The following is a 23880-nucleotide window of genomic DNA, read 5'->3' on the forward strand; positions in this document are numbered from 1 at the left end:
ACAATAGGAGAAAGGCATAAATACTCAATTTATTAAGGAGGGGCGTTATGGTATTGCTCACAGAAAAGTTAAAAAAGCGTTTGACTATAAATACCATAGATATCAGTGAAAATACTACAGCGATTCGCTCTTTAGACTGGGACAGAGATCGCTTTGATATTGAGTTTGGTTTGCAAAATGGCACAACATACAACTCTTTTCTAATTCGTGGTGACAAAATAGCCCTAGTTGATACCTCCCATGAAAAATTTCGCCAACTTTATTTTGATACCCTCACTGGTTTAATTAATCCCCAAGATATTGACTATTTGATTGTCAGTCACACTGAACCAGATCACAGTGGACTAGTAAAAGATTTATTACAACTCGCTCCGAATATAACCGTTGTTGCGTCAAAAGTAGCAATTCAGTTTTTAGAAGATTTGGTACACCAACCATTTAAGCGTAAAATTGTTAAAAATAGCGATCGCTTGGAATTAGGCAATGGCCATGAATTAGAATTTGTCATTGCTCCGAACTTACACTGGCCTGATACCATTTTCACCTTCGACCACAAAACCCAAATTCTCTACACCTGCGACGCTTTCGGTTTACATTACTGCTCAGAAAGTACCTTTGATGACGACTTAGCAGCCATAGAAGCCGACTTTCAATATTACTATGATTGTTTGATGGGACCAAATGCCCGTTCTGTCTTGTCCGCAATGAAGCGTATGGCAGAATTAACAACCATTCGCATGATTGCCACCGGTCACGGACCCCTATTATACCACAATGTGGAAGAATTGACAAGCCGTTATCGCCACTGGAGTCAAGGACAAACCAAAGCCGAAACCCCCGTAGGCATATTTTACGTCTCCGAGTACGGTTTTGGCACGCAAATAGCCCAATCTATCGCTAATGGGATTACAAAAACTGGTGTCCCTGTCGAAATAGTAGATTTAGCCAGCGTTAACGAACTACAAGAACTCCGGGAACTGGTAGGACGTTGTACAGGTTTAGTAGTAGGAATGCCTCCAGTATCAGGTAATTCTACCATTCAAGCGGCACTCAGCACCGTTTTAGGTTCCGCCAAAGAAAAACAAGCCATTGGCATTTTTGAAACCGGTGGAGGAGATGATGAACCTACCTATCCCATATTAAATAAATTCCGGGCTTTAGGCTTAAATATCGCTTTCCCCGTCATTGAAATTCGGGAAACACCCACAGCCAACACCTATAAAAAGTGTGAAGAAGCGGGTACAGACTTAGGACAATGGGTGACAAGAGATAAAAGCATCAAAGCCATGAAATCTCTTGCGGCTGATTTAGATAAAGCCTTGGGCAGAATTAGCGGCGGTTTATATATTATCACAGCCAAAAAAGACGACGTATCCAGTGCCATGTTAGCTTCCTGGGTCAGTCAAGCCAGCTTTAAACCCTTGGGCTTTTCCATCGCAGTCGCCAAAGATCGAGCGATAGAATCACTGATGCAAGTAGGCGATCGCTTCGTTCTAAATATACTCGAAGAAGGCAACTATCAACCATTAATGAAACATTTCTTAAAAAGATTTGCCCCCGGTGCTGATCGTTTTCAAGGAGTGAAAACCCAACCTGCGGAAAATGGCGCACCTATACTTACAGATGCCCTAGCTTACGTAGAATGTGAAGTAGTCAGCCGCATGGATTGTGGTGATCATTGGGCAGTATACAGCACAGCCTACGCCGGTAGAGTATCAAATCCCGATGCCATGACAGCCGTACACCACCGGAAAGTCGGGAATCACTATTAAAACCCTACCCCTAGCCCCTCCCCGCAAGCGAGGAGGGGGATAAGAGGGAAGTAGAGTTATGTTCAGAAATCTTTGATTTTATTCAACTGTTGGCTCAAATCAATCCAGAATCAACCGACTCTGCTAACATCTTCTGAGCCGACCGCTGCTGCAACTTTCTCCGCAACATCAAAGCACCAAAGACAATCGCCATACCTGCTGGCGCGGCATTAGACTCAAAAGGAACAGGAGTCGCAGCAGTAGCACTGAAGTCGCTAATTGTTACACCTCCCCTACCAAACATATTATCATTAGTGGCAATGCTAAAGCCGAATGTATTTCCATTGGGAATTAGGGTGGTATAAGTGCCACCAGCATTACTATTTGCTATGGTAGTATAACTACCATTCTGATTTACGTCAAACCAATCAAAATCAGGTACATCTTGTGTACTATATACCCATTTGAAGCTGATATTAACAGGGAAGGGAGGGGCTTAGTATTAGTAATACTGTAAGTGGTTCTGCCAAAACTGTCTGAGCCATTATCACCGCCAGTCAAAGTAATAGAATTTGGAGCATTACTTGTATTTACCAAACCATCAGCATTTGAATTTGTCAGATTCCAATTGCTAGGTGCGTAATCACCAGTAAAACCAAATGTTATAGCCCTAGCAGGAGCAGAAAGGGCTAGAATGCTTACCAGGGAAGCAACTACCCCCCATTTTTGAACGTTAGTGCTGATCATGATGTCCTTTGTTTCTTATGTTTTTAATTTCCTCAGATGTACCGAATCAGTACTTACTCTTATAATACTTGTAACCCAGTCAAATAGCAATAGCAAAAGATGAAAAATTATCACATACCCAATCCTAATTCTTGTCCCCCCTCCTCGCTTGCGGGGAGGGGGTTAGGGGGTGGGAAAAGAGAGAAGTAGAGTTATGTTCAGAAATCAAGGAGATAAAGTATCATGTCAGAAACTAAACCCCGTGATGTACAAATACTGCCCATTGGTACAGATACCATAATATTGCGATCGCGCAGTTGGGCTAGATTAAGATTTGAAATTGAATATGCTTTAGCTAGATTTCCAGGCACAATAAAAAAATAGCAACCGGAGAAGGTATCTATGGAAATTGCACCACATATCAGCGTAGATAGTGGTATCCACCACGGTACACCTGTTATTACCGAGACTCGCGTTCCTATTTCCATCATTATTGGCTCTCTCGCTGGTGGCATGAGCAAGGAAGAAGTCATGCAAGAATACGAACTCAGTAAAACCCAAGTTGAAGCTGCTCTCAGTTACGCTGCTGATCTGGTTAAACACACCCAAGTCACTGCACTGGGAGCATAAATCTTGAACTTCCTTGTTGATGAAAATATGCCCCGTTCCCTAGCACCCCAAATTGCGGCGCTGGGATTTGAGGTGCAAGATGTACGGGACATCGGGTTACGCGGACATCCTGATACTAAAGTTATGGAAGCTGCTATTGCTGCTGATGCCATTATCATCACCCGTGATAGAGGACTTGCCAATCCTAAAACTTGGCCGGAAGCCTTCACGGCTGGAGCTATTTTCATTAATCTTCCCGATGATACTCCAGCTACCAGCATCAATACCAAAATTATTGAACTTCTAACTAACCGCTTACCCGTCTCTCTCTTAGGCGCTTACACTACTCTCGAACCCCGTCGCGCCCTCTCTCGTCCTGTCTGTCGTAGACTTTAAAAAAACTTATCATGCAGGGGGGAGGAGAGGGGCAGGAGTTTTTCCCCGTTACCAATTACCAATTACCAATTACCAATTACCAATGACTAATAAACCCCGTGATGTACAAATATTGCCCATTGGTACAGATACCATAATATTGCGATCGCGCAGTTGGGCCAGATTAAGATTTGAAATTGAATATGCTTTAGCTAAGGGAACAACGGCTAATTCTTATCTCATCCAAGGCGATAAAAATGCCCTTATTGACCCCCCTGGCGAAACTTTTACCGAAATCTACCTCCAAGCTTTACAACAGCGGTTTAATGTCAAAAATCTCGATTATGTGATCCTTGGTCACGTTAACCCTAACCGGGCTGCGACGTTAAAAGCTTTACTGGAAATTGCTCCTCAAATTACCTTTGTTTGTTCTAACCCCGGAGCGATAAATTTACGCGCTGCTTTGGAAAATCAGGATTTATCAATTCTGGTTATGCGGGGGGAAGATACCCTTGATTTAGGTAAAGGACACCATTTACAATTTATTCCCACTCCTAACCCCCGTTACGCTGACGAACTTTGTACCTGGGACCGGCAAACAGAGATATTATTTTCTGATAAACTATTTGGGGCGCATATTTGCTCAGACCAGGTATTTGATGAAGGTTGGGAGGTGTTTAATGAGGATAGACGCTATTATTTTGACTGTTTAATGGCACCTCACGCTAAACAAGTCGAAACAGCTTTAGAGAAATTAGCAGATTTGTCCGTGCGAATGTACGCTACGGGTCATGGTCCAATTGTGCGCTATGGTTTAATTGATATTACCAAGGGTTACAGAGAATGGACTAAACAGCAAACCTCCGCTGATATGACCGTGGCTTTAATTTATGCCTCAGCCTATGGTAATACTGCAACTTTAGCACAAGCGATCGCTCGCGGTATCACTAAGGCTGGTGTGAGTGTCGAGGCCATTAACTGCGAATTTACCGAACCCGAAGAAATCAAAGCCGCTGTGGAAAAATCCGCCGGTTTTGTCATAGGTTCTCCCACCTTAGGAGGACACGCACCCACACCGGTGCAAACAGCTTTAGGAATAGTCCTCTCAACTGCGACTAATAATAAATTAGCGGGGGTATTTGGTTCTTTTGGCTGGAGTGGGGAAGCGGTTGATTTAATTGAAAGTAAACTTAAAGACGCAGGATACAGATTTGGTTTTGACACCATTCGCGTCAAATTCAAACCCAATGAAGTCACCTTACAAACCTGCGAAGAAGCGGGAACCGATTTTGCTCAAGCATTGAAAAAAGCGGCGAAAAGATTAGTTGTAGCTAAACAACCTGCTACAAATGTAGAACAAGCCGTGGGGCGCATAGTTGGTTCTTTGTGTGTAGTTACAGCAACCGAAGGAGACATCAAAACGGGAATGTTAGCTTCTTGGGTGACACAAGCTAGTTTTAATCCGCCAGGTTTAACTATTGCGGTTGCTAAAGACCGGGCTATGGAAAACATGACGCACACCAATAACAAATTTGTCGTTAACATCTTAGCGGAAGGGAGAGAAATCCGTAAGCAGTTTATGAAGGTTTATGCTCCCGGACAAGATAGATTTGCGGGTTTAGACATTCAAGAAGCCAACAATGGAGGTATTATTATCAATGGTGCTTTAGCTTATCTAGAATGTTCCGTACAAAGTCGCATGGAAGCTGGTGATCATTGGTTAGTTTATGCGACTGTTGATGATGGTAAAGTCTTAAATCAAGATGGTGTCACAGCGATACATCATCGCAAATCAGCGAGTTATTATTAACACCTTACGTCTTAGCCCCTCTAGGATTAGATAGAGGGGTAATTTTTTTACGCTATGATGTAAAATGTCTGCTAATATTTTTGATCACTTTAAATAATGCTTGATTTTCAACAATTAGAACCTCAAATACCAAATCATCAAACACAAAATATTGAAATTGAACATATTAACACCCAAATATACCAGCACTTTGCTGATAAATTCTGCATAGAAGATGTTCTCAACCGGAAGATTGTTAGTTTTCAGGCTAATAAACTTAAACCTATTTACCGATGGTACAAATATAAAGAAGCTTTTTCTGCTTCATTGGTAGAATATTTACTAGATAAATATATAATCGAATCTGGCGAAATATTAGACCCTTTTGCTGGTAGTGGAACAACTTTATTTGCAGCTAGTAATATAGGATTAAATGCTGATGGAATTGAATTACTCCCTATTGGAAAAGAAATTATAAATACTAGGCTCATCTTAGAACAAGAATTTACAGCAGATGATTTCACAAAAATTTTATATTGGTCTAAAAATTGTCCTTGGGAGAAATCAAAGACTCAACAAAATATTCAAGAAATAAAAATTACGACAGGTGCATATCCTCAAGAGACATTAAACGAAATTCAAAAATATATCGGTGCTTACCAAAATGAAAATTGCAGAGTCAAGCAAGTATTACAATTTGCACTATTATGTGTTTTGGAAGCAATTAGTTACACTCGCAAAGATGGGCAATATTTACGTTGGGATTATCGTTCTAGTCGTCAACAAGGTAATATACCTTTTAACAAAGGAGAAATTCTCAGCTTTAAACAGGCAATTAGTATTAAAATTACGGAAATTTTAGCAGATATTCAAACTGGTAGTCAACAAGGTGAACTTTTTCCCAGTAAAACTAAACAAGGTGGGATTCGTTTGTTTACAGGTTCTAGCTTAGATATAATGCCACAATTGCCAAATTCTTATTATGATGTAATTCTTACTTCTCCTCCTTATTGCAACCGTTATGATTACACTAGAACTTATGCTTTAGAACTCGCTTTGTTAGGAGTAGGACAAGAGGAAATAGTCAATTTTAGACAACAAATGTTAAGTTGTACAGTTGAGAATAGACCGAAAGATCTATTAGCAATTAATTCTCAATGGTCAAATGCTATTTTGGCTACAGATAAACAGAAATTACTCCAAGTTATTTTGCAATATTTGGAAGAACAAAAATCCAAAAAACAATTAAATAATAATAGTATTCCGAGAATGGTAAAAGGTTATTTTTATGAAATGGCTTGCATAATTTATGAATGTTATCGAGTCATGAAACCACAAGGGCTGATGTTTATGATTAATGATAATGTGCGTTATGCTGGTGTGAGTATTTCAGTGGATATGATTTTATCGAATATAGCTGAGTATCTGGGATTTAAAGTAGAAAATATTTTAGTTTTACCCAATACTAAAGGCAATAGTAGCCAGCAAATGGGGCTACATGGACGTGATGCACTGAGAAAATGCGTTTATGTTTGGAGAAAAGTTTAATTTCATCAAATTAAGGTAATTAAAATTGGCATATAAAAATCATTTAAATACAGGTCTTGATTTAGTAACAGCTTATGAAAAAACTAGAGCTGGTTTTGTTGCTTTAGCTATTGAAAGAAACCGTCGGGCTACACCATTGATTGATCAAGCAAGAGTATTAAAAACTATTGCTTCTCAAGTTAATAGTCCTGCTGATTTAATTAATCTGGTAGAAATACAACCTGCTTTATTAGCTGCATCTGGAATTTCTGATAAAGCGAGAGGTTATTTACAGCCACAGGATAAAATACAAGCTATCCAAGGATTAATTAAGGAGTTTTTAGAACCAGCAGGTTCAGATTTTATAGAAGAATTAGTTTATAGATTTTTGTTAACAAGAGGAGATACGCTAGGTGGTTCAATGAGAAATGTGGGTGGAGTGTTAGCACAGCGTAAATTCACTCGCGCAATTTTGGCTAATCTTGCACTTGCTAATATTTCTTATTATTGGTTACATTCTACAACTAAAACATGGATTCCGATGACAGAAGAAGATGCAGGAATAGATTTATATGTGAAGGGTTTAAGTTGGTCTATTGGCAACAAAAATAGAACAATAATTTATAATATTACAGTTCCTTTAGTGAAAAGTAATATTGATGTTTGTCTTTTCAACTGTGGTTATCAACAAATTTCTCCAACAATTTATAAAATTCCCAATCTTTATATTACACTGGGAGAATTAAAAGGAGGAATTGATCCTGCTGGTGCTGATGAACACTGGAAAACAGCGAGAACTGCTTTATCTCGAATATGGAAGGCATTTTCTCAAGTTGATTTGTCACCACATACATTTTTCATTGGTGCAGCTATTGAAAAACGTATGGCTGAAGAAATATGGAATAATTTAGAATCTGGTAAATTGAGCAATGCTGCTAATATGACAAATGATACTCAAGTTGACTCGATCTGTCACTGGTTAATCAGTTTATAGGATTTCCCAGAATACAAGCCATTTTATCCGATCTTGTCCTGCCACTTGAGGCAGGGCCTCATCAACTGCATTCCTAGTCTCTGACTAGGAACAAGAGCAAGGTTTAATCAAAATTACCAGCTTTAAAAATTTGTTCAGCAGTCAACTTTAATTCTGGGAAAGTTGATGATAGGATCAATTCACTACCTGTAAATTGACTAACTTGGTATTCTCCCTCTATCAGTTGATGAATGGAAATAGTTGGTTGTTTAGGACTACCAATAAACCTTTTACTTCCCAGTGCTAAATAATCCACAATCCAATATTCAGGAATACCTAATTTTTCATAATCTCCCAGTTTTTTATAATAATCATCTTGCCAATTTGTACTCACAACTTCAATAACTAAAGGAATAGAATCAGGGTCAGAAATTACTGCTGATTTTCTCCAGTTTGGGTCATTCGCTAAAATGTTTCTATTGATTACTAACACATCTGGTAAATAACTAGATTCGCTTCCTGGTGGTTTAACAAAAGTAGTTTTTGGGATTCCATAAGGTAGATTCAAGGGTAAATACTCAGCCGTGATTCTCTCAGCTAAAAAGCAAATAATATCTTCATGAAAACCTACCGGTGGATTCATTTCAACTATTACTCCATCATGTAATTCATAGCGTCCCTTATCAGGTAGCCATTCTATAAATTCTGCAAAAGTTACTATTTTTGGTAAGGCTTGAAGCATAATTTACTTACCTTTGTAAATTCAAAATTCTTCAAATTGCAGCGACTCCTAGAGGGAAGGATGGTTGTAAGCGAGTAGAAATAAGTCTAATCTCATTATTATATTGTGTATATACAACCACTAATATTTGACCAAGAGCATCCATTTTCCAAATTTAACCATGTTTTATTTTAGTTATTTTAGTTATTTTAGTTATTTTAGTTATTTTAGAATTGCTCGTTCCCGATTTTATCATTGAACTTAGATCAAAAACCGATAGACTCAAAACTGTTGATTAACCCTGCCAGAAAAAATGCAGGAATATATATATAAATAATGGTTTAGAATTGGGCTGGTTAATTGACCCCCAAAATCAATAAGTAGAAATTTACAGAGTGGAAAAACCTGTATAAATTGTTCAATTTCCCGTATTGCTTTCTGGAGAAGACCTATTACCAGGATTTGAATTGCCAGTTGAGAAAATTAATAGCAAAAAACTACCCACCCCGCTAACGGAATAGGTAATTTTTTTAGCATTTAATAACTAAAAGTCTTAGCTAAATTTCGCTTAGTAACGGTTACGTGAACCACCACCACCGTAGCCGCTACGACCACCAGCAGAAGGACCTCTGTCTTCTTTGGGTTTTGCCTTGTTCACTTTTAAGTCACGTCCCATCCATTCTGCACCATCAAGAGCTTCAATAGCAGCGGCTTCTTCAGCTTCAGTACCCATTTCTACAAAACCAAAGCCGCGCAAGCGACCTGTCTCACGGTCTGTAGGAAGTTGAACACGTTTCACAGCACCGTACTCTGCGAAAACTTGACTGAGAGCATCTTGTGTAACTTCATAAGAGAGGTTACCCACGTAAATTGACATAGAATATTTCCAAAATCATAAGATTGTAGAGATTTAGATTTCGGAGAGAAGTCTGTATATACCAAAAGGGAAAGCCTGTCAATACTAACAACAAACATTACTGCCGAATTAATTTCCACTCTCTCATCATTACACAAAAAATCGTAATTGTGCAAAGAAGTTTAAAAAATGTTGTAAAAAGTAATATTTACTATTTATGAGCAGCCATTAATTAACTTTCCCCTCCGCAACTCAACCTTAAACCTAAGCTTATCGCGGCTTTTCCAAATATTGACCAATCTGAAATGTTTACCAGCGCTGAAAATAATGCTTTTATGGTGCAATATTTAATACCATTTATTTTAATTTATTCCTCAAATACCGAATTATTGCCTTGAGTTCGCCAACAAACAGTTTAACACAGGGTTTTAGGATTGGTTGACACTTGCGCGTCTTTAGTCACCTAAATGATAAAAATTTATTGAAACCATTATCAGTAGGGTTTGCTAAAAAAGTTGTCTGTGGAGGTAGGCAAAGTTATCCAAAAATTCACCTATTTTAAGCCTTATTTAGATTTTGCGCTTTTACCTAATTGTAATGCTTTATAGTTTGAGTGAAGATGAACCTGAGGAAATACCACAGTTTACATTAAAGTCGAGGGCTAATCAAGGGAATGGGAAAAAACAAAGGAAGTAAGTTATAATATCAACAATTTATATATTGTTTAAGTTATGAAAATCATTTCACTGCGACTCAAGAATAATTTTTTAGGTTGGGATTTTGATGAAGTTGATTTTTCATCAAATTTAACTCTTTTGGTAGGTGTTTCTGGTGCAGGTAAAACTCAAATTCTGCGGGCGATTACTGATTTAAAGCGTATTACTAATGGAGGAGCAATAAATGGCTTTGAATGGAAAATAAAATTTTCCACTGTCAATGGTACTGAATTTATCTGGGAAGGTAGTTTTGATACTATTGAAACTGATGATCTAATTATTGATGATAAAGATGAAATAGAAAAACCATCATTAGTTCATGAAAAATTAACTTCAAAAAATAAGATTTTAATTGAACGAACTCAAGAAAAAATAATTTTTAATGATCAAGAAATGCCCAAGCTTTCTTCACATCAATCAATGATCTATATATTGAGAGAAGATAGTATTATTCAAGAAGCTTATGATGCTTTAAATAAAATAGAGTATCATGATCACACAAGAAGCTGTGGATTCCGTATATTATCTAATAAACCTTTACACTCTCTCACAAATAAATACACAACTTTAGAGAATATAGTAAATAGCCATGAAGATATTCTAACTAAACTATATCTGACTTATTTTCATAAATTAGAGGTTTTTGATAAAATTAAATCAAGATTTATAGATATCTTTCAACAGATAGAAGATATCAAAATTGACATTGAGTTTTTAGGCAAAAACAATCAAGTAGAAAGTTCTCTTACTTATATTATTATCTTTATCAAAGAAAAATCTGTCCCAAAATGGATTAAACAAAATAGAATTTCTTCAGGTATGTTACGGACACTTATTCATATTAGTGAAATATATCTTTCAACTCCGGGAACTGTAATATTAATTGATGAATTTGAAAATAGCTTAGGGATAAATTGTATTGATATATTAACTGATGACTTAATTCATGAAAATAAAAATTTACAATTTATAGCTACCAGTCATCATCCTTATATTATCAATAATATTCCTTATGAATATTGGCAAATCGTTACTCGTAAAGGTGGACACATTAATATTCGTAATGCGTCAGATTATCATTTAGGTAAATCTAAACAAGAAGCATTTCTTCAATTGACTAAAATTCTCGAAAAACAATTATGAATTTCTATTTTGTATTTGAGGGGAAAACGGAAGCGATTGTTTATAAAAAGTGGTTATCTGTACTTCTTCCAAATTTAACGGAAGTGGATAGTTTTGATGCTGTCAGTCAGAATAACTATTATTATGAAAGTGATATGGGTGTTCCTGACTGTTATCGAGTTGCTGCTAATGCTATTCAAGAAATTAACGAAGTACCAAAATATGACTACTTGGTACTATTCACGGACGCAGATAGGTTGACTATTTCCGAGAAAAAAGCAGAAGCATTCGAGAAAATTAAACTCAATTTACAAAATAAACCTTTTCAAACTTTACCAGAAAATTGTCAATTAGAAATTATTATCCAAAAAGTTTGTAAAGTTTGTATTGAAACTTGGTTTTTAGGAAATAGAAACTTTTTTGTTAGAAACCCACAAAACAACGAAATTTTAAAAAAATATATCAAGTATTTTGATGTCAGTCAAAGTGATCCTGAAGATTTAGCAAGTGAGTTTGAACAAAACGAAGAAAATACACGAGAGATTTTTGGATATAAAACAAAAGCTTTATTTCATGAAGGTTATTTGAGAGAGATTTTCAAAGAACGTAATTTATCCTATAGTAAATCTAGACCAAAAGAAGTACAAGAAAAATTTTATCTTGAACAATTATTAACCAGAATTAAAACAAACCCAGATCATTTACATAGTTTTCAAAAGTTCATAGAATTTTGCTCAAAAATAGATGTGCAAGAAAATACATAAAATATAATCCTACACTAATCCTATTCGGTGCAGTGTAGGACTATCATAACTTTTAACCTACCGAGATTATTTGTGGTCGTGTTGCTACTTTTTCCATGGCCGCAAAAACTTCTTTTCTAGCCCATTGATCTGCGTTTAAAATGTCATCTAAAGTGGGATTTTGTTGGTTATCATCTTGATGGCGATCGCAGACAAATTCGATACATTTAGGAATATCTAAAAATTGAATTTTCTCATCCAAAAATAACGCTACAACTTGTTCATTTGCCGCATTTAATACAGCGGGCATAGAACCACCAGCCCTACCAGCAGCATAAGCTAAACGCATACAGGGATATTTTTGATGATCTGGTTCACGGAAAGTTAAATCACCAGATTTGACTAGATTCAATCTTTCCCAATTAGTGTAAATTCGCTCTGGCCAAGATAAAGCATAAAGCAAAGGTAAACGCATATCTGGCCAACCCAGTTGGGCTAAAACTGAAGTATCTTGTAATTCTATTAATGAGTGAATAATACTTTGGGGATGAATGACAATTTCGATGTTGTTATAATCTACCCCAAATAAATAATGAGCTTCAATGACTTCCAGACCCTTATTCATCAAAGTTGCAGAATCTACGGTGATTTTTCGTCCCATTGACCAATTAGGATGTTTAAGAGCATCCGCAACTTTTACCGTTGCTAATTTTTCTACAGGCCAATCTCGGAAAGCACCACCGGAAGCGGTAAGTAATATCTTCCGTAACCCATCTTTGGGAACACCTTGGAGACATTGGAAAATGGCGGAATGTTCGGAATCTGCTGGTAATAATTTAACTCCGTGTTTTTCTACTAAAGGTAAAACTACGGGAGCGCCAGCAATCAGAGTTTCTTTATTGGCTAAAGCAATATCTTTACCAGCTTCAATGGCGGCGATAGTCGGTAATAAACCTGCACAACCAACAATACCAGTAACAACGGTTTGAGAATCGCCATAACGAGCAACTTCTATCACTCCCTGCTCTCCAGCCAGTAAAATGGGTTGGGGATTTAAATCTTTAATGGCTTCTTTGAGTTCTGGTAATTTATCAGCAGCGGAAATGGCGGCGATTTCCGGGCGAAATTGACGAATTTGCGCCGCAAATAACTCCACATTCCTGCCAGCAGCTAATCCAACAATGCGGAACTTATCTGGGTGTTCACAGACGATATCTAGGGTTTGAGTACCAATTGAACCAGTAGAACCAAGTAGGGTAATGGCTTTCACAATTTTTTAAGAATTAATAGATAATTTTAACTATAAATGCCTTGGGACTCGTTGATCAGGGGAATTTTTACAATCATCAGACTTACTGACCAATTGCAAATTGTAGGTATATTTAGATAAATCTACATGATATGATTTTAATCATAATTAAACGCAGATAAACACAGATAAACACAGATAGACTCTGATACATGAATGGATTTCATGATTCCGTGCAGTTTTAGATGAAATTGGTATTAATGCTACATTAATTAATCTCTATGACAACCTTTGCTATTTTCGCCATTAATGCTTAACATTACTTAAAAGTAACATCAAATCAGGAAAAACAAAAGCCTATGGTTAAAGCACAAATAGCGATCGCTTCTCTTCGAGACGCTGCCCGTAGCTTGCCTATAATCGCTACCAGCATCGCTAAATTTATTTGGACGGATAATTTCTTATTTCCCGCTGCTATGTGGTTTTTAAGTCGTCTATTGGTGGGGATTTCTATGTTGCTGATTGCTCCCAATCTCCCCCCATTACCAGATGGAATTACGCCCCATTTGGGCTGGGGGATTTTTAATGTTTGGGATACTGTACATTATCGGGCGATTGTTACTGAAGGCTATGAATTTGTTGATGATGGTAAACAACATAATTTAGCATTTTTCCCCCTGTTTCCTGTCAGCATTTTTATCTTCATGAAATTGGGTTTTTCCTTTGAAATAGCTGGATTAATCATCAATAATTTAGCATTTTTAGGTACAGTTTATTGTTTATATTCTTGGGTAAAAAAACAATCTGGCATCAGTGCAGCCCATTGGACAATTGCTGTCATAACTTGTTGTCCCATGTCTTTATTCACAGGAGTAATTTACACAGAAGGTTTATATTTGTTATTGAGTACAATAGCTTTACGTTCCTTTGATCAAAAACAATATATTTGGACAGCAATTTGTGGAGCAATGGCAACAGCAACACGCCCCACAGGCATGGTATTAATCCCCGCATTTTTAATCACAGCTTGGCGACAGAATAAACCACCAATTGCCTATATAGCAGGTTTATTATCCGCTACAGGTTTATTAGTATTCAGTGTGTATTGTGGGCTAAATTTTGATAATTTTTTAGCCTTCATTGCTGCACAAAAAGGGTGGCGGCCTTCCTTAGGTTTTGATTGGGAAGGTTGGTTAAATATGTTTATGCAAATTCCTTTTGGCAACAATTGGTATTTTGGTTGGGTAGAAAATGATGAAGGTGGAGTTAAAGACTTTTGGTATCCGCTGTTTTTTAGTTTAATTGTCATTAGTTCTTCTTGTTTATTCTATTGGCGTAAATATTTCCATCCCCAGATATTCCGTGCTGCTTATGTCATAGTCATATTATTATTAATAATTGCAGACCAAGGATTAATAAATAATTTGCTCAATCTATCTATGATATTAGGTAGTAGCTACCTCCTATGGTATTTCCGTCAGCAACTAACTCCCATTATGGTAGTTTATGGTTTTTGTGGTATTGGTTTACTTTTAGCTTCTGGTGGGACAATTTCTTTAAGTCGTCTTGCTTATGGCATTGTACCTCTGAGTGCAGCTATAGGTGTCTGTTTGTCTCGCTATCCCCGTCAAGCTTATTTATTGATGGGTATATTTATCACTTTGTTAAGTAAATTAGCAGTGGGTTTTGCCCAGGAAATTTGGGTTGGTTGAGGAGGTTCTAACTATTGTTTTTTGTTTCAGGTTCTGCAATTTCAAATTTGACTTTATTATATATATCCTGCAAAGAAATTGTGAAAGGTACTGTTGTCAGAGATATATTTTCATCTTCTGCATCATATTCACAAAAATTCCATCTTTTTTTCCCAATTTTAGAAAATTGTTCTACATGAATACGGTTTTGATCAATTAATAGGTATTCTTGAAAAGTGGGAATTGTTCTGTAAGCGGCAAATTTATCTTCTTTGTCGTAACTTTTAGTAGATTTAGACAAAACTTCTATAATTACCTGGGGGTTTGTAATTGTATCTGTCCGATTGTTGACAAATTCCGGCTCATCTGCAATAATGATCACATCTGGATAAGTGTATATTAGCTTTTGAGGTATCCATAGACGCATATCACCCATGAAAACTTCGTAATTTTGATTTTTGAAGGCAAAATTCAGTCCAGAGCTTAAATTCAAAGAGATGCGGTTATGATTTATAGATGGACCAGCCATAGCAATGATTTGTCCGTCAATGTATTCGCTTTTGTAGTCAGCAGTTGCTTCTAATTCCAGATATTCCTCTGGAGTGTAATATTGCTTTTGGATTAGTTGCATATTTTTGATTAGAAAGCTATGTATATTAATTTAATATAACATCTTATTTAGGATTCCTATAATCGCTATATCAGCAATTATTATTAATTAACCAGTTTATATATCAATTTTCTTATATTACTCAATTCCCGCATGAAAAATTGCACTAAAGTATGGTACTATTTAGTAGTGATTAATTGATAGTGATTAATTGATAGTCCACAAAATAACCTTGTTTATCAATAGATAAATAACCACCAAAATCCTCTTTTAGGTTAGGTAAAATTCAATATGAATTTTGTTTGGAAACGGCTTACCCAGAATAATATACTGTTTAGCAATTCTTGCACTACTTTATTTTTTTTAATTGGTTTACCTGCTATTCTCCATCATGCTATGTGGCGCGATGAATTAAATGTTTGGCTTATTGTTAGAGATAGTCAATCATTATTTGAATTATTTCATAACATTCATTATGAAGGACATCCCTTTGTTTGGTATATCTGTTTGGCTATTTTAAAACAAATCACAAATAACCCTGTGATTATGCAAATATTTCACCTATGTTTAGCTACATCATCTGTTTATTTATTTACTCGATATTCCCCATTTAATTATTCACAAAAGTTGTTATTTTGTTTAGGTTATATTCCATTTTATGAATATTTATTAATTAGCAGAAATTATGCAATTGGGTTATTATTATGTTTTTTGTTCTGCATTATCTATCCTCAAAGAAAACAGAGTTATCTTAAACTTTCTATTGTTTTATTATTAATTGCTAATTCAAATGCTTATTGCTTAATGTTAGCAATAGCATTTAGTATTACTTTATCGTTAGAGTATATTTTTCAAAAATCTTTACATCAAAACCTTTTAGCGAAAAAACATGACATTATTTTAAGTAGTTTAATTGTTTTAACTGGAATAATTATCTCCTTGATTCAACTTATTCCTCCTCAAGATAGTAAATTAGCTGGAGGTTTATCAGGAGTTATATTAAACTTTGACTTTAAACACTTAACTACTACTTTAGTAAGGCTTTGGAATAGTTATATTATTATTTTAGTTCCTGGTGAATCTCAACAATTAAGCCTCATTTTATTTTCTATTTTATCTATAGTATTTTTCGGATTTTTCACAATATCATTTTTCAGAAAACCACTTGTTTTGTTTCTTTACACTTTTGGAACAATTGAAATTCTTGTCTTTACATACGTTAAATTTTTAGGTAGTCCTCGTCATTATGGGCATTTGTATATTTTATTAGTTGTATGCCTTTGGCTTGCTAGTTATTATTCTCAAACATCTTTATTTTTGCAATTATTTCCCCGAAAGTTGAAAACTCATATTATACAAGTTATTAAATGGACAAAACCTTATTATTTATCTGTGATTATGTTGATTTTATATGTGCAAATGGCGGGAGGAATATTTGCTTTTGGTAGAGACATGATTATTCCTTTTTCATCTAGCAAAGAAGCATCTGCTTATATAAAGGAGAAATATAAATATCAATTAAATGATATGTTTATTGTAGGGAGTAAAGATTATACAATGTCACCAATTGCTGGATATATTAATCGCCAAATTTATTATCCAGAAATTCAAAAGATAAGTAGCTTTGTGTTATTTACTACTAAACGACAAGAAGTTGATCAAATGGAAATTTTAAGCCAAGTCAGTCAAATCAGCAAACAACAATTAAAACCCATATTATTGATTTTAAATAAACCATTAGAAATTAATCATCCTGACTTAAAGATTGATCCTATCAAGGAATTTAAAAAAGGCTTTAATTATGATGAGCGATATTATTTATATTTTATTACACAAAAATCTACATCTAGTGGGATATAATGCCTTAATTCAAAATTAAGTCACGGTTTAAGTTGCATTATCACCAATAAGATGTATACTTTTTTTAGATATTTACTTTATCAATCTGAAAAGGACATAATCCTAATATATGGAAATAATTAACTGTCAAAAGCTTATTAATAATAGTTTATTTTTTCCCATAGTAATGTGGTTAACAAGCAGACTTACTATAACAATAGCAATGCTCGTATTTGCCCCTTTGTTGCCGATACCAACAGATGGCATGAAAGCTACATTTAGCTGGGATATTTTTTATGCTTTTGATAGTCTGCATTACGAAAAAATAGCAACTTCTGGCTACAATTTTTCAATTCATGAGCAAGAATATTCAGTTGCCTTTTTTCCGTTATTTCCTTTATTAATTCATTCATTTATGATGTTTGGATTACCATTTAAAGTGGCAGGAATATTAGTCAATAATCTGGCATTTCTGATAGCATTGCTCGTCTTGTATAGTTGGGTAAATGAGTTTTATAGTAAGAGTGCAGCACGATGGACAACTGCCGTATTTACATGGTTTCCAGCCTCTTTATTTTGTACGGTAATTTACTCTGAAGGCTTATATCTTTTATTCAGTACAGCTGCTTTACGAGCTTTTGATAAAAAACAAAGTGCTTGGGTGGCTCTTTGGGGTGCCATAGCTACCGCTGCCCGTCCAACTGGTATAGCATTGATACCAGCCTTTTTACTTACATCTTGGCAAGAAAAAAGGGGAATAAAATTTTACCTTGCAAGTTTAGCTACTGGTGGTGGTCTGTTTATCTATAGCTTGTATTGTCAGATTAAATTTGGTGATGCTTTGGCTTTTATCCATGCACAAAAAGCATGGCGGCCTTCACTTGGATTTGACTGGCAGAGTTGGTTAAGGATTATAATGCAAATTACAATTGGACCGGTTAACACAGTATCAGGATATTTAAAAGATCCTTGGTATCCATTGTTATTTATGATTATTGTAATTAGCAGTTATTTATTGTGGTACTTCCGTAAAATATTAGGTTCTGTCAAGGTGGATTATGGCTTTTACGCTTTAATTTTATTTTTGTGGTTGCTAGGGGGTGATCCATTGATTAATGCAGTCCCGATTTTAGGTGGTGCTTACTTATTATGGCATTTACGCACTCAATTAACCCCTATTACGCTGATTTATGGATTCTGCGCCTTAGCGTTGATTTTAGCCTCTGGAGGAACTTGGTCATTAAATCGTATTGCTTACGGTATTATCTCTTTAAGTGTAGCTTTGGGTGTATTGTTATCGCGTTATCCTCGTTGGGGATATATGTCTATAGGCTTTTTTGCCATACTGGTAATAACCTTTTCTATTCGATTTGCTCAAAAGCTTTGGGTGGCTTGAACTTAGAACTGATTATAGACAGTACCAGCTTTAAAAATATGTTCAGTCAATTAATTAGGGGTGAAATCAATTTAAAACCTTCTGATTCCCCGATAATTTTACTCCCCCTTAAATTCATTTTCTGCAAAGTCTCATTATCCACCAACAAATAAGATTTATGAACAAACTTATCTTGTAAATCTGCAAGAGATGTAGGAATAACTTGACAATCACTATAAAAGTCTAAACTAGGACGACCATCAGGAAAAGAAGTATAAATTTCTGTTCCTGGTGGAATATTATCCCTAATTAATGCTGCAACTGGTAAAACGGGGAATTTTTCATTTAACTCCCATATCCATGATTGAGAACTCATTAACATTGCTAAAACTAAATACATTCCCGCAAATAAAACCGGGATAAATTGACGGTTATGCTGATTAATAAACCATGATGTGATTCCCATAGTCACTGCTAAAATAATGCTCATAACAATTAACAATGGCTGTTTATCAACTAAACTAAAATAAATACAACCTGCTAAACCAATAATAACTAAAAATGCAAAAAATCCCGTCAAAAATCTAGTTTTAAACTTCTCTTCCTGCCAAATATAACTTAAATTAGCCCCAATTGCTAAAGCTAAAAATGGGTATACAGGCATAATATACCAGGGTAATTTGGTACTCATTAAAGAAACTATGGCAAAATAAACAATTGTACCAATGAGAGTTAAACAACCCCAAGCAGTATGACGATTTTTCCAACTTAAATATAAGCCTCCTGGCCAAAATAACAACCAGGGAAAACCATATTTTATCACTTCCAGTAAATAATACCAAATCGGACCGGTATTACCTTCTACAGCTTTTCCCAGTCTATCAAAAGCTTGAGACTGAAAATGCACTTCTAAGAAAATATTACCATAATGTTGCCATTGAGCAAAATACCAAGCAATAGCAGGGAAATTTCCTAAAAACATTCCTATCCATAGAAATGGATTTTTAAATATAGCTAATTGTTTATTAGCAATGATAAATAAACCTGCTATTCCTGCTAAAACTACTACTAACATTCCCTTTGTCAGAGTAATTAAACCCAAACAAAATCCGATACCAACAGCATATTTTCTATCATGACGCGCTTTAAGAACACAAAATAATAATAATAAGAAAAAGGAAATAGTCATTCCATCTAACATTGCTAGTCTACCATGACGGACTACAGGCAATAATGTTAAATAAACCAAAGCCGAAAATAAAGCTGGTAAAGTTTCTGCAAAAATTAACCTTCCAATTAAGTAAAGTAAAGGAACTCCTAGCGCGGTTAAAAATGCTCCCGGAAATCTAGTAGTAAATTCTTGTATTCCTCCTGCATGATAGCAAATAGCAATTAACCACTGCATTAAAGGTGGTTTTAATAAAAAAGGATCTCCTTGAATGGTAGGATAAACCCAGTTACCAGTACCATAAATTTCTCTAGCAACTATAGCATAAGTACCTTCATCCCAATCTCGTAAAGGTAAATTTCCCAGAAACATTAACCATAAAACCAAAGACGCTACCAATAACCCTAATAACCATTGTTTATTGTTCATATTTTAGAAGTGAATTAAGGGGAGAAATTTCATAATATTTGTCACTGTTTTTAAAGTCTTTAATTCTGGGATATCTGGTTTGATTTTTTCTACCATTATTAACTGCTTTTCGGCTTGTCTGGGTTGAAAGTCATATAAATAAACAACTCCTAAATAAAGCCAAGTATAAGGATTTTGTCCATCATATTTAGTTAATTCTGTTAAATTCTGAATTAATGCTGGTGCTTTGCGCTGTAAAAGTTGTGATAGCACTAGAGTATAACGCCAATTTAAGTTATTTGGTTGATTTTTTAAGTAATAATTAGCAGCAAATTCAATTTGTTTTAAATAGTCTTGAGTCGCGTCATATTGATTAAAATTATCTATCTGTACAAAGATATTATCTAACTTGCCATTTTGTAATTCTACTGCTAATTGTGACATTCGAGAAACTAAATCTAAAGGTGGTGTTTTTGTTAATTTTCCTGTGTCTGTAACATTTACAGTTATCTCAGAACTATTTAAACTATTTAAAGGTGTAATTTTACCAGTAATTCTATCTAAATAGAATGCTGATAGTTGATATTTTCCTAGTGGTAATTCCTGGGAAATAAATGTAGCTAGATTCTCAATGACTCGAAAATTTCCCTGGGGATGACATTTTATACCACAATATAAATTACCTAGACCAATTGCATGATCATGATACCAAGCTGATTGACCATTTTGCCATTTTAATAGTAACAAACCATTTTGTAATTCATCCCATGAACCTGTAATTTGATAAGTAACGGAGTTATTTTTACCTATTATAAATTGATTAGCAGTTATAACTTTTTCTAAAGTAACTGATTTCTGATCATGCTGATCATTATTTAATTTTTCAATTAATTTCTCAACAACTATCTGAGGATTTTTCCGATGATATAATCTTAATTTATCACCATGGGGTAATACCCAATCACTTTGTAATTTTAAATCAGGAGAAGTTTCTATCAAAGATTTTAATTTGCGTTTAGTTTCTCCCTTTTCTCCCGGTTCGTCTGGTTCATTATCTTTGGTAACATACCAAGATAAATACTCTAAATCTTGGTCTACTTGCGATAATTTCATCGTTAATTTTCTCCCATAGACGCGAAAATCAGCCAATGTACCGAAATAATCTAAGGTAAATTCATTAACTTGGGGTGTAGAAACGGGAACTACTCCTAAAGTTGTTTTTAAATATGGGGTAGTTTGATAAATTTTCTCGATTAATTCAGCAAGAGGATATTTTTTACTTTCATTATTTGGTAAATGTTTTCCACCATAAGCCTGAATTAGAGGTAAAGGAAATAAATTATTTAGTAAAACTATACCACTTACTATAAAAGTTGCTAATCTTAATTTATTAAACCAGATATTTTCAATTAAATTAAAAAAGTAAGCTAAAATTAAACTAATTACCGGAAAAGAAGGAAGAATAAATCTAATGTCTTTGTTTGTCCCTAGAGAACAAATTACATAGCTACCAATTAAGAAAATAAATAACCAATTTAAAGCAGACTTAGCTAAATTATCTTTAACTGCATTTTGACTAAATCTAGATTTAAAAAGATAAATTAACAAAATACCAATACTCACAAATAATATCGGAAAACCAACAGTTTCTGGGATAGTTTGCGGATAATATAACCAACCAGCAATGGTTGTCGCAGCAGGATCACCCTCTCCTTTTCCCACATTATTAGCATTTAATGCAGAAGTAATAATAGTTAACCAATTTAAACTATACCAAGAACCACAAATTAACCAAGCTAAAATTAAAGATAAGGCTGTTTGAATTAGTTTAATAAATTTACGTTTGCTGATAAAAATAATTAATGTGTAGATACTAGGAATAAGAATAAAAATAAAACCTGTGGGTTTAGCTAACATAATTAACCCTATTCCTACCCCCAATATCAAAGTTAATACCCATGATACAAAACCAGTATGACTATCTTTCCAAATTGTTAAAATGGTGAAAGTAGCTATGACAATAGACGTTAAACCATAATCTAATAAATAATCAGTTCGCATAATTCCCATAATGGGAAATAATAAGCAAAATATGCTGGCTGTGATGCCAATTTTTCGGTTTTTAAATAAATAATTCCCTAAGTGATATACTGATAAAATCAGTATAGCTGTATATAATAAATTGACTAAACTAGCTTGATCATAGCCTTTACCAAATAATACCAAAAATGGTACAGTACAAATATACACAAAAGGAGCGCGATAACTGGGGGTTAATTCCCACAGAGATAACCACCAATTACCTGATAAAATATTCAGGTTTTGAAAAATTCGATAATGATGCAATGCTGCGGTTAAATGGGCGCTTTGATCATAGGATGGAATAGATTCATCTAAGAAAAACCATGTTCTATCTATCAGTAATCCTATCAACCAAATTGTTAATAGTATGATATAGTCTTTATTGATTTTCAGATAACGGTAATCATTCATTATGTTTTGATTTTCAGGTAATTAAATTTTCAAGATGAATTTTAAAGATCTTCAAGTTTCTCAAAAAATTTTATCATGATCAACCAACCTATCTACTCCCTAATTATTCCCATTTATAACGAATCAGAAAACATCACAGAGATGTATCGCAGATTACATCATGTCATGGCACAGTTAGACGGTGATGCTGAATTAATTTTAATAGATGATGGTAGCCGCGATCGCTCTTTAAGTATGATGCGCGAATTACATCATAGTGACAACCGAGTCCATTACCTCAGTTTAGCCCGGAATTTTGGGCATCAAATCGCTGTTACCGCAGGTTTGAACTTTGTCCAAGGTAAATGTATCATTGTTATGGATGCCGATCTCCAAGATCCACCAGAATTAATCTTAACCATGATTGACAAATGGCATCAAGGATATCAAGTAGTTTATGCCCAGCGGACATCTCGTCAACAAGAAACCTGGCTAAAACGCTTGACTGCATATCTTTTTTATCGCATTCTTCGACGCTTGGCTAAAGTAGATATTCCCGAAGATACAGGAGACTTTTGTTTAATGGATAGACAGGTCGTAAATATCCTTAATTCTATGCCAGAACGTAATCGCTACATTCGCGGTTTACGTGCTTGGGTAGGTTTTCGACAAACTTCCGTACTTTTTGAACGAGATCCCCGCTTTGCTGGTACAGTAAAATATACATTTGGTAAATCTTGGGCTTTAGCAATTGATGGTATTATCTCCTTTTCCACAGTTCCCTTGAGGCTGGCTACCTATATAGGTATATTATCAGCTTTTATTGCCTTATTTATGATATTATTGGTTTTGTATTGGCGTTTATCTGAACCATTCTCCCCCATAATTGGTTACACATTAATTACAATTTCCATGTTTTTCCTTGGTTCAGTTCAATTAATTTGTATTGGTATTTTAGGCGAATATATTGGCCGGATATACGAAGAAGTAAAAGGTCGTCCTCTTTATACATTAAAGGAAACTGGAGGTTTGAGAGAAAAGAAAATTGAAATATAACACGACTATAGTATCATTTTATTCATTGCTGAACAGGTAGACATTGTTTTTGTATTAGCGTTTCCCATTGGCGTAGTCAAGCCTTATGGATTCGTATTTGTGTT

At 35.0% G+C, this 23880-nt stretch carries 21 protein-coding genes; 13 read left to right on the plus strand and 8 right to left on the minus strand.

The annotated features are described in order from the left end of the window. Window positions 1-47: 47 nt before the first annotated feature. Window positions 48-1772 (plus strand): diflavin flavoprotein, encoded by a 1725-nt coding sequence (locus FFO06_RS06205; protein WP_137907259.1) that lies wholly within the window; start codon window positions 48-50, stop codon window positions 1770-1772. A gap of 94 nt (window positions 1773-1866) precedes the next feature. On the opposite strand, the gene FFO06_RS06210 is transcribed toward FFO06_RS06205, so the two are convergent. Continuing rightward, window positions 1867-2055, minus strand: coding sequence for a hypothetical protein (locus FFO06_RS06210; RefSeq protein WP_137907260.1), 189 nt, complete (start codon window positions 2053-2055; stop codon window positions 1867-1869). A 110-nt stretch (window positions 2056-2165) separates the two neighbouring features. Next, window positions 2166-2498: a hypothetical protein gene (locus tag FFO06_RS06215; protein WP_137907261.1), complete on the minus strand. Its 333-nt coding sequence runs from the start codon at window positions 2496-2498 to the stop codon at window positions 2166-2168. A gap of 222 nt (window positions 2499-2720) precedes the next feature. On the opposite strand from FFO06_RS06215, the gene FFO06_RS21110 reads away from it, so the two are divergent. The 6 genes from FFO06_RS21110 (at window position 2721) to FFO06_RS06240 (ending at window position 7771) form a co-directional block, all read left to right on the plus strand. Next, window positions 2721-2861 (plus strand): hypothetical protein, encoded by a 141-nt coding sequence (locus tag FFO06_RS21110; RefSeq protein ID WP_162501177.1) that lies wholly within the window; start codon window positions 2721-2723, stop codon window positions 2859-2861. A gap of 18 nt (window positions 2862-2879) precedes the next feature. Next, window positions 2880-3107: a DUF433 domain-containing protein gene (locus FFO06_RS06220; protein ID WP_137907262.1), complete on the plus strand. Its 228-nt coding sequence runs from the start codon at window positions 2880-2882 to the stop codon at window positions 3105-3107. Window positions 3108-3110: 3 nt separating this feature from the next. Next, on the plus strand, window positions 3111-3482 hold the full coding sequence (locus FFO06_RS06225) for a DUF5615 family PIN-like protein (protein WP_137907263.1): 372 nt from the start codon (window positions 3111-3113) through the stop codon (window positions 3480-3482). 82 nt (window positions 3483-3564) lie between these two features. After that, entirely contained in the window at window positions 3565-5271 is a 1707-nt protein-coding gene (locus FFO06_RS06230; protein ID WP_137907264.1) for a diflavin flavoprotein, read from the plus strand. A 96-nt stretch (window positions 5272-5367) separates the two neighbouring features. Further along, window positions 5368-6798 carry a DNA methyltransferase gene (locus tag FFO06_RS06235; RefSeq protein ID WP_137907265.1) on the plus strand — a complete coding sequence of 477 codons (1431 nt, stop codon included), beginning with the start codon at window positions 5368-5370 and terminating at the stop codon, window positions 6796-6798. A gap of 25 nt (window positions 6799-6823) precedes the next feature. After that, on the plus strand, window positions 6824-7771 hold the full coding sequence (locus FFO06_RS06240; RefSeq protein ID WP_028091570.1) for an AvaI/BsoBI family type II restriction endonuclease: 948 nt from the start codon (window positions 6824-6826) through the stop codon (window positions 7769-7771). A 103-nt stretch (window positions 7772-7874) separates the two neighbouring features. Here FFO06_RS06240 and FFO06_RS06245 read toward each other — a convergent pair whose 3' ends face one another. Together FFO06_RS06245 and rbp are read right to left on the minus strand one after the other, a co-directional pair. Beyond that, complete coding sequence (locus tag FFO06_RS06245) at window positions 7875-8492, minus strand: Uma2 family endonuclease (protein WP_137907266.1); 618 nt, start codon at window positions 8490-8492, stop codon at window positions 7875-7877. A gap of 547 nt (window positions 8493-9039) precedes the next feature. Then, window positions 9040-9348, minus strand: coding sequence for an RNA-binding regulator (rbp, locus tag FFO06_RS06255; RefSeq protein ID WP_137907267.1), 309 nt, complete (start codon window positions 9346-9348; stop codon window positions 9040-9042). 710 nt (window positions 9349-10058) lie between these two features. On the opposite strand from rbp, the gene FFO06_RS06260 reads away from it, so the two are divergent. Both FFO06_RS06260 and FFO06_RS06265 read left to right on the plus strand, forming a co-directional pair. Beyond that, window positions 10059-11186: an AAA family ATPase gene (locus FFO06_RS06260; RefSeq protein ID WP_137907268.1), complete on the plus strand. Its 1128-nt coding sequence runs from the start codon at window positions 10059-10061 to the stop codon at window positions 11184-11186. Continuing rightward, window positions 11183-11929 carry a hypothetical protein gene (locus FFO06_RS06265; RefSeq protein ID WP_137907269.1) on the plus strand — a complete coding sequence of 249 codons (747 nt, stop codon included), beginning with the start codon at window positions 11183-11185 and terminating at the stop codon, window positions 11927-11929. The genes FFO06_RS06260 and FFO06_RS06265 overlap by 4 nt, the downstream gene beginning before the upstream one ends. A gap of 52 nt (window positions 11930-11981) precedes the next feature. Here FFO06_RS06265 and FFO06_RS06270 read toward each other — a convergent pair whose 3' ends face one another. Further along, window positions 11982-13178 carry a 1-deoxy-D-xylulose-5-phosphate reductoisomerase gene (locus FFO06_RS06270; protein ID WP_137907270.1) on the minus strand — a complete coding sequence of 399 codons (1197 nt, stop codon included), beginning with the start codon at window positions 13176-13178 and terminating at the stop codon, window positions 11982-11984. A 338-nt stretch (window positions 13179-13516) separates the two neighbouring features. Between FFO06_RS06270 and FFO06_RS06275 the strand changes: the two genes are divergently transcribed. Continuing rightward, the gene (locus FFO06_RS06275; protein ID WP_236097079.1) at window positions 13517-14869 is read left to right on the plus strand and encodes a putative hexosyltransferase; all 1353 of its coding nucleotides are present in this window, start codon (window positions 13517-13519) and stop codon (window positions 14867-14869) included. Between the two features lie 7 nt (window positions 14870-14876). Here the strand turns inward: FFO06_RS06275 and FFO06_RS06280 are convergent, their stop codons facing one another. After that, window positions 14877-15479 (minus strand): Uma2 family endonuclease, encoded by a 603-nt coding sequence (locus tag FFO06_RS06280; protein ID WP_137907271.1) that lies wholly within the window; start codon window positions 15477-15479, stop codon window positions 14877-14879. 270 nt (window positions 15480-15749) lie between these two features. Between FFO06_RS06280 and FFO06_RS06285 the strand changes: the two genes are divergently transcribed. Together FFO06_RS06285 and FFO06_RS06290 are read left to right on the plus strand one after the other, a co-directional pair. After that, the gene (locus FFO06_RS06285; RefSeq protein ID WP_137907272.1) at window positions 15750-17318 is read left to right on the plus strand and encodes a hypothetical protein; all 1569 of its coding nucleotides are present in this window, start codon (window positions 15750-15752) and stop codon (window positions 17316-17318) included. Between the two features lie 109 nt (window positions 17319-17427). Then, entirely contained in the window at window positions 17428-18693 is a 1266-nt protein-coding gene (locus FFO06_RS06290) for a mannosyltransferase family protein (RefSeq protein ID WP_137907273.1), read from the plus strand. Window positions 18694-18739: 46 nt separating this feature from the next. Here the strand turns inward: FFO06_RS06290 and FFO06_RS06295 are convergent, their stop codons facing one another. Together FFO06_RS06295 and FFO06_RS06300 are read right to left on the minus strand one after the other, a co-directional pair. Further along, window positions 18740-20269 carry an ArnT family glycosyltransferase gene (locus tag FFO06_RS06295; protein WP_137907274.1) on the minus strand — a complete coding sequence of 510 codons (1530 nt, stop codon included), beginning with the start codon at window positions 20267-20269 and terminating at the stop codon, window positions 18740-18742. 3 nt (window positions 20270-20272) lie between these two features. Next, the gene (locus tag FFO06_RS06300) at window positions 20273-22741 is read right to left on the minus strand and encodes a hypothetical protein (protein WP_137907275.1); all 2469 of its coding nucleotides are present in this window, start codon (window positions 22739-22741) and stop codon (window positions 20273-20275) included. Between the two features lie 78 nt (window positions 22742-22819). Here FFO06_RS06300 and FFO06_RS06305 point away from each other — a divergent pair, with 78 nt between their 5' ends. Further along, entirely contained in the window at window positions 22820-23776 is a 957-nt protein-coding gene (locus tag FFO06_RS06305; RefSeq protein WP_137907296.1) for a glycosyltransferase family 2 protein, read from the plus strand. Window positions 23777-23880: the final 104 nt, after the last annotated feature.

This window comes from Dolichospermum planctonicum (genome assembly GCF_005402965.1).
GTDB classification, from domain to species: domain Bacteria; phylum Cyanobacteriota; class Cyanobacteriia; order Cyanobacteriales; family Nostocaceae; genus Dolichospermum; species Dolichospermum planctonicum.

Excerpts from the sequence above, each read along its gene's own strand:
- FFO06_RS06205 (WP_137907259.1), top strand. The coding sequence starts at position 48 with ATGGTATTGCTCACAGAAAAGTTAAAAAAGCGTTTGACTATAAATACC.
- FFO06_RS06210 (WP_137907260.1), bottom strand. The coding sequence starts at position 2,055 with ATGTTTGGTAGGGGAGGTGTAACAATTAGCGACTTCAGTGCTACTGCT.
- FFO06_RS06215 (WP_137907261.1), bottom strand. The coding sequence starts at position 2,498 with ATGATCAGCACTAACGTTCAAAAATGGGGGGTAGTTGCTTCCCTGGTA.
- FFO06_RS21110 (WP_162501177.1), top strand. The coding sequence starts at position 2,721 with ATGTCAGAAACTAAACCCCGTGATGTACAAATACTGCCCATTGGTACA.
- FFO06_RS06220 (WP_137907262.1), top strand. The coding sequence starts at position 2,880 with ATGGAAATTGCACCACATATCAGCGTAGATAGTGGTATCCACCACGGT.
- FFO06_RS06230 (WP_137907264.1), top strand. The coding sequence starts at position 3,565 with ATGACTAATAAACCCCGTGATGTACAAATATTGCCCATTGGTACAGAT.
- FFO06_RS06235 (WP_137907265.1), top strand. The coding sequence starts at position 5,368 with ATGCTTGATTTTCAACAATTAGAACCTCAAATACCAAATCATCAAACA.
- FFO06_RS06245 (WP_137907266.1), bottom strand. The coding sequence starts at position 8,492 with ATGCTTCAAGCCTTACCAAAAATAGTAACTTTTGCAGAATTTATAGAA.
- rbp (WP_137907267.1), bottom strand. The coding sequence starts at position 9,348 with ATGTCAATTTACGTGGGTAACCTCTCTTATGAAGTTACACAAGATGCT.
- FFO06_RS06260 (WP_137907268.1), top strand. The coding sequence starts at position 10,059 with ATGAAAATCATTTCACTGCGACTCAAGAATAATTTTTTAGGTTGGGAT.
- FFO06_RS06265 (WP_137907269.1), top strand. The coding sequence starts at position 11,183 with ATGAATTTCTATTTTGTATTTGAGGGGAAAACGGAAGCGATTGTTTAT.
- FFO06_RS06275 (WP_236097079.1), top strand. The coding sequence starts at position 13,517 with ATGGTTAAAGCACAAATAGCGATCGCTTCTCTTCGAGACGCTGCCCGT.
- FFO06_RS06280 (WP_137907271.1), bottom strand. The coding sequence starts at position 15,479 with ATGCAACTAATCCAAAAGCAATATTACACTCCAGAGGAATATCTGGAA.
- FFO06_RS06285 (WP_137907272.1), top strand. The coding sequence starts at position 15,750 with ATGAATTTTGTTTGGAAACGGCTTACCCAGAATAATATACTGTTTAGC.
- FFO06_RS06290 (WP_137907273.1), top strand. The coding sequence starts at position 17,428 with ATGGAAATAATTAACTGTCAAAAGCTTATTAATAATAGTTTATTTTTT.
- FFO06_RS06295 (WP_137907274.1), bottom strand. The coding sequence starts at position 20,269 with ATGAACAATAAACAATGGTTATTAGGGTTATTGGTAGCGTCTTTGGTT.
- FFO06_RS06300 (WP_137907275.1), bottom strand. The coding sequence starts at position 22,741 with ATGAATGATTACCGTTATCTGAAAATCAATAAAGACTATATCATACTA.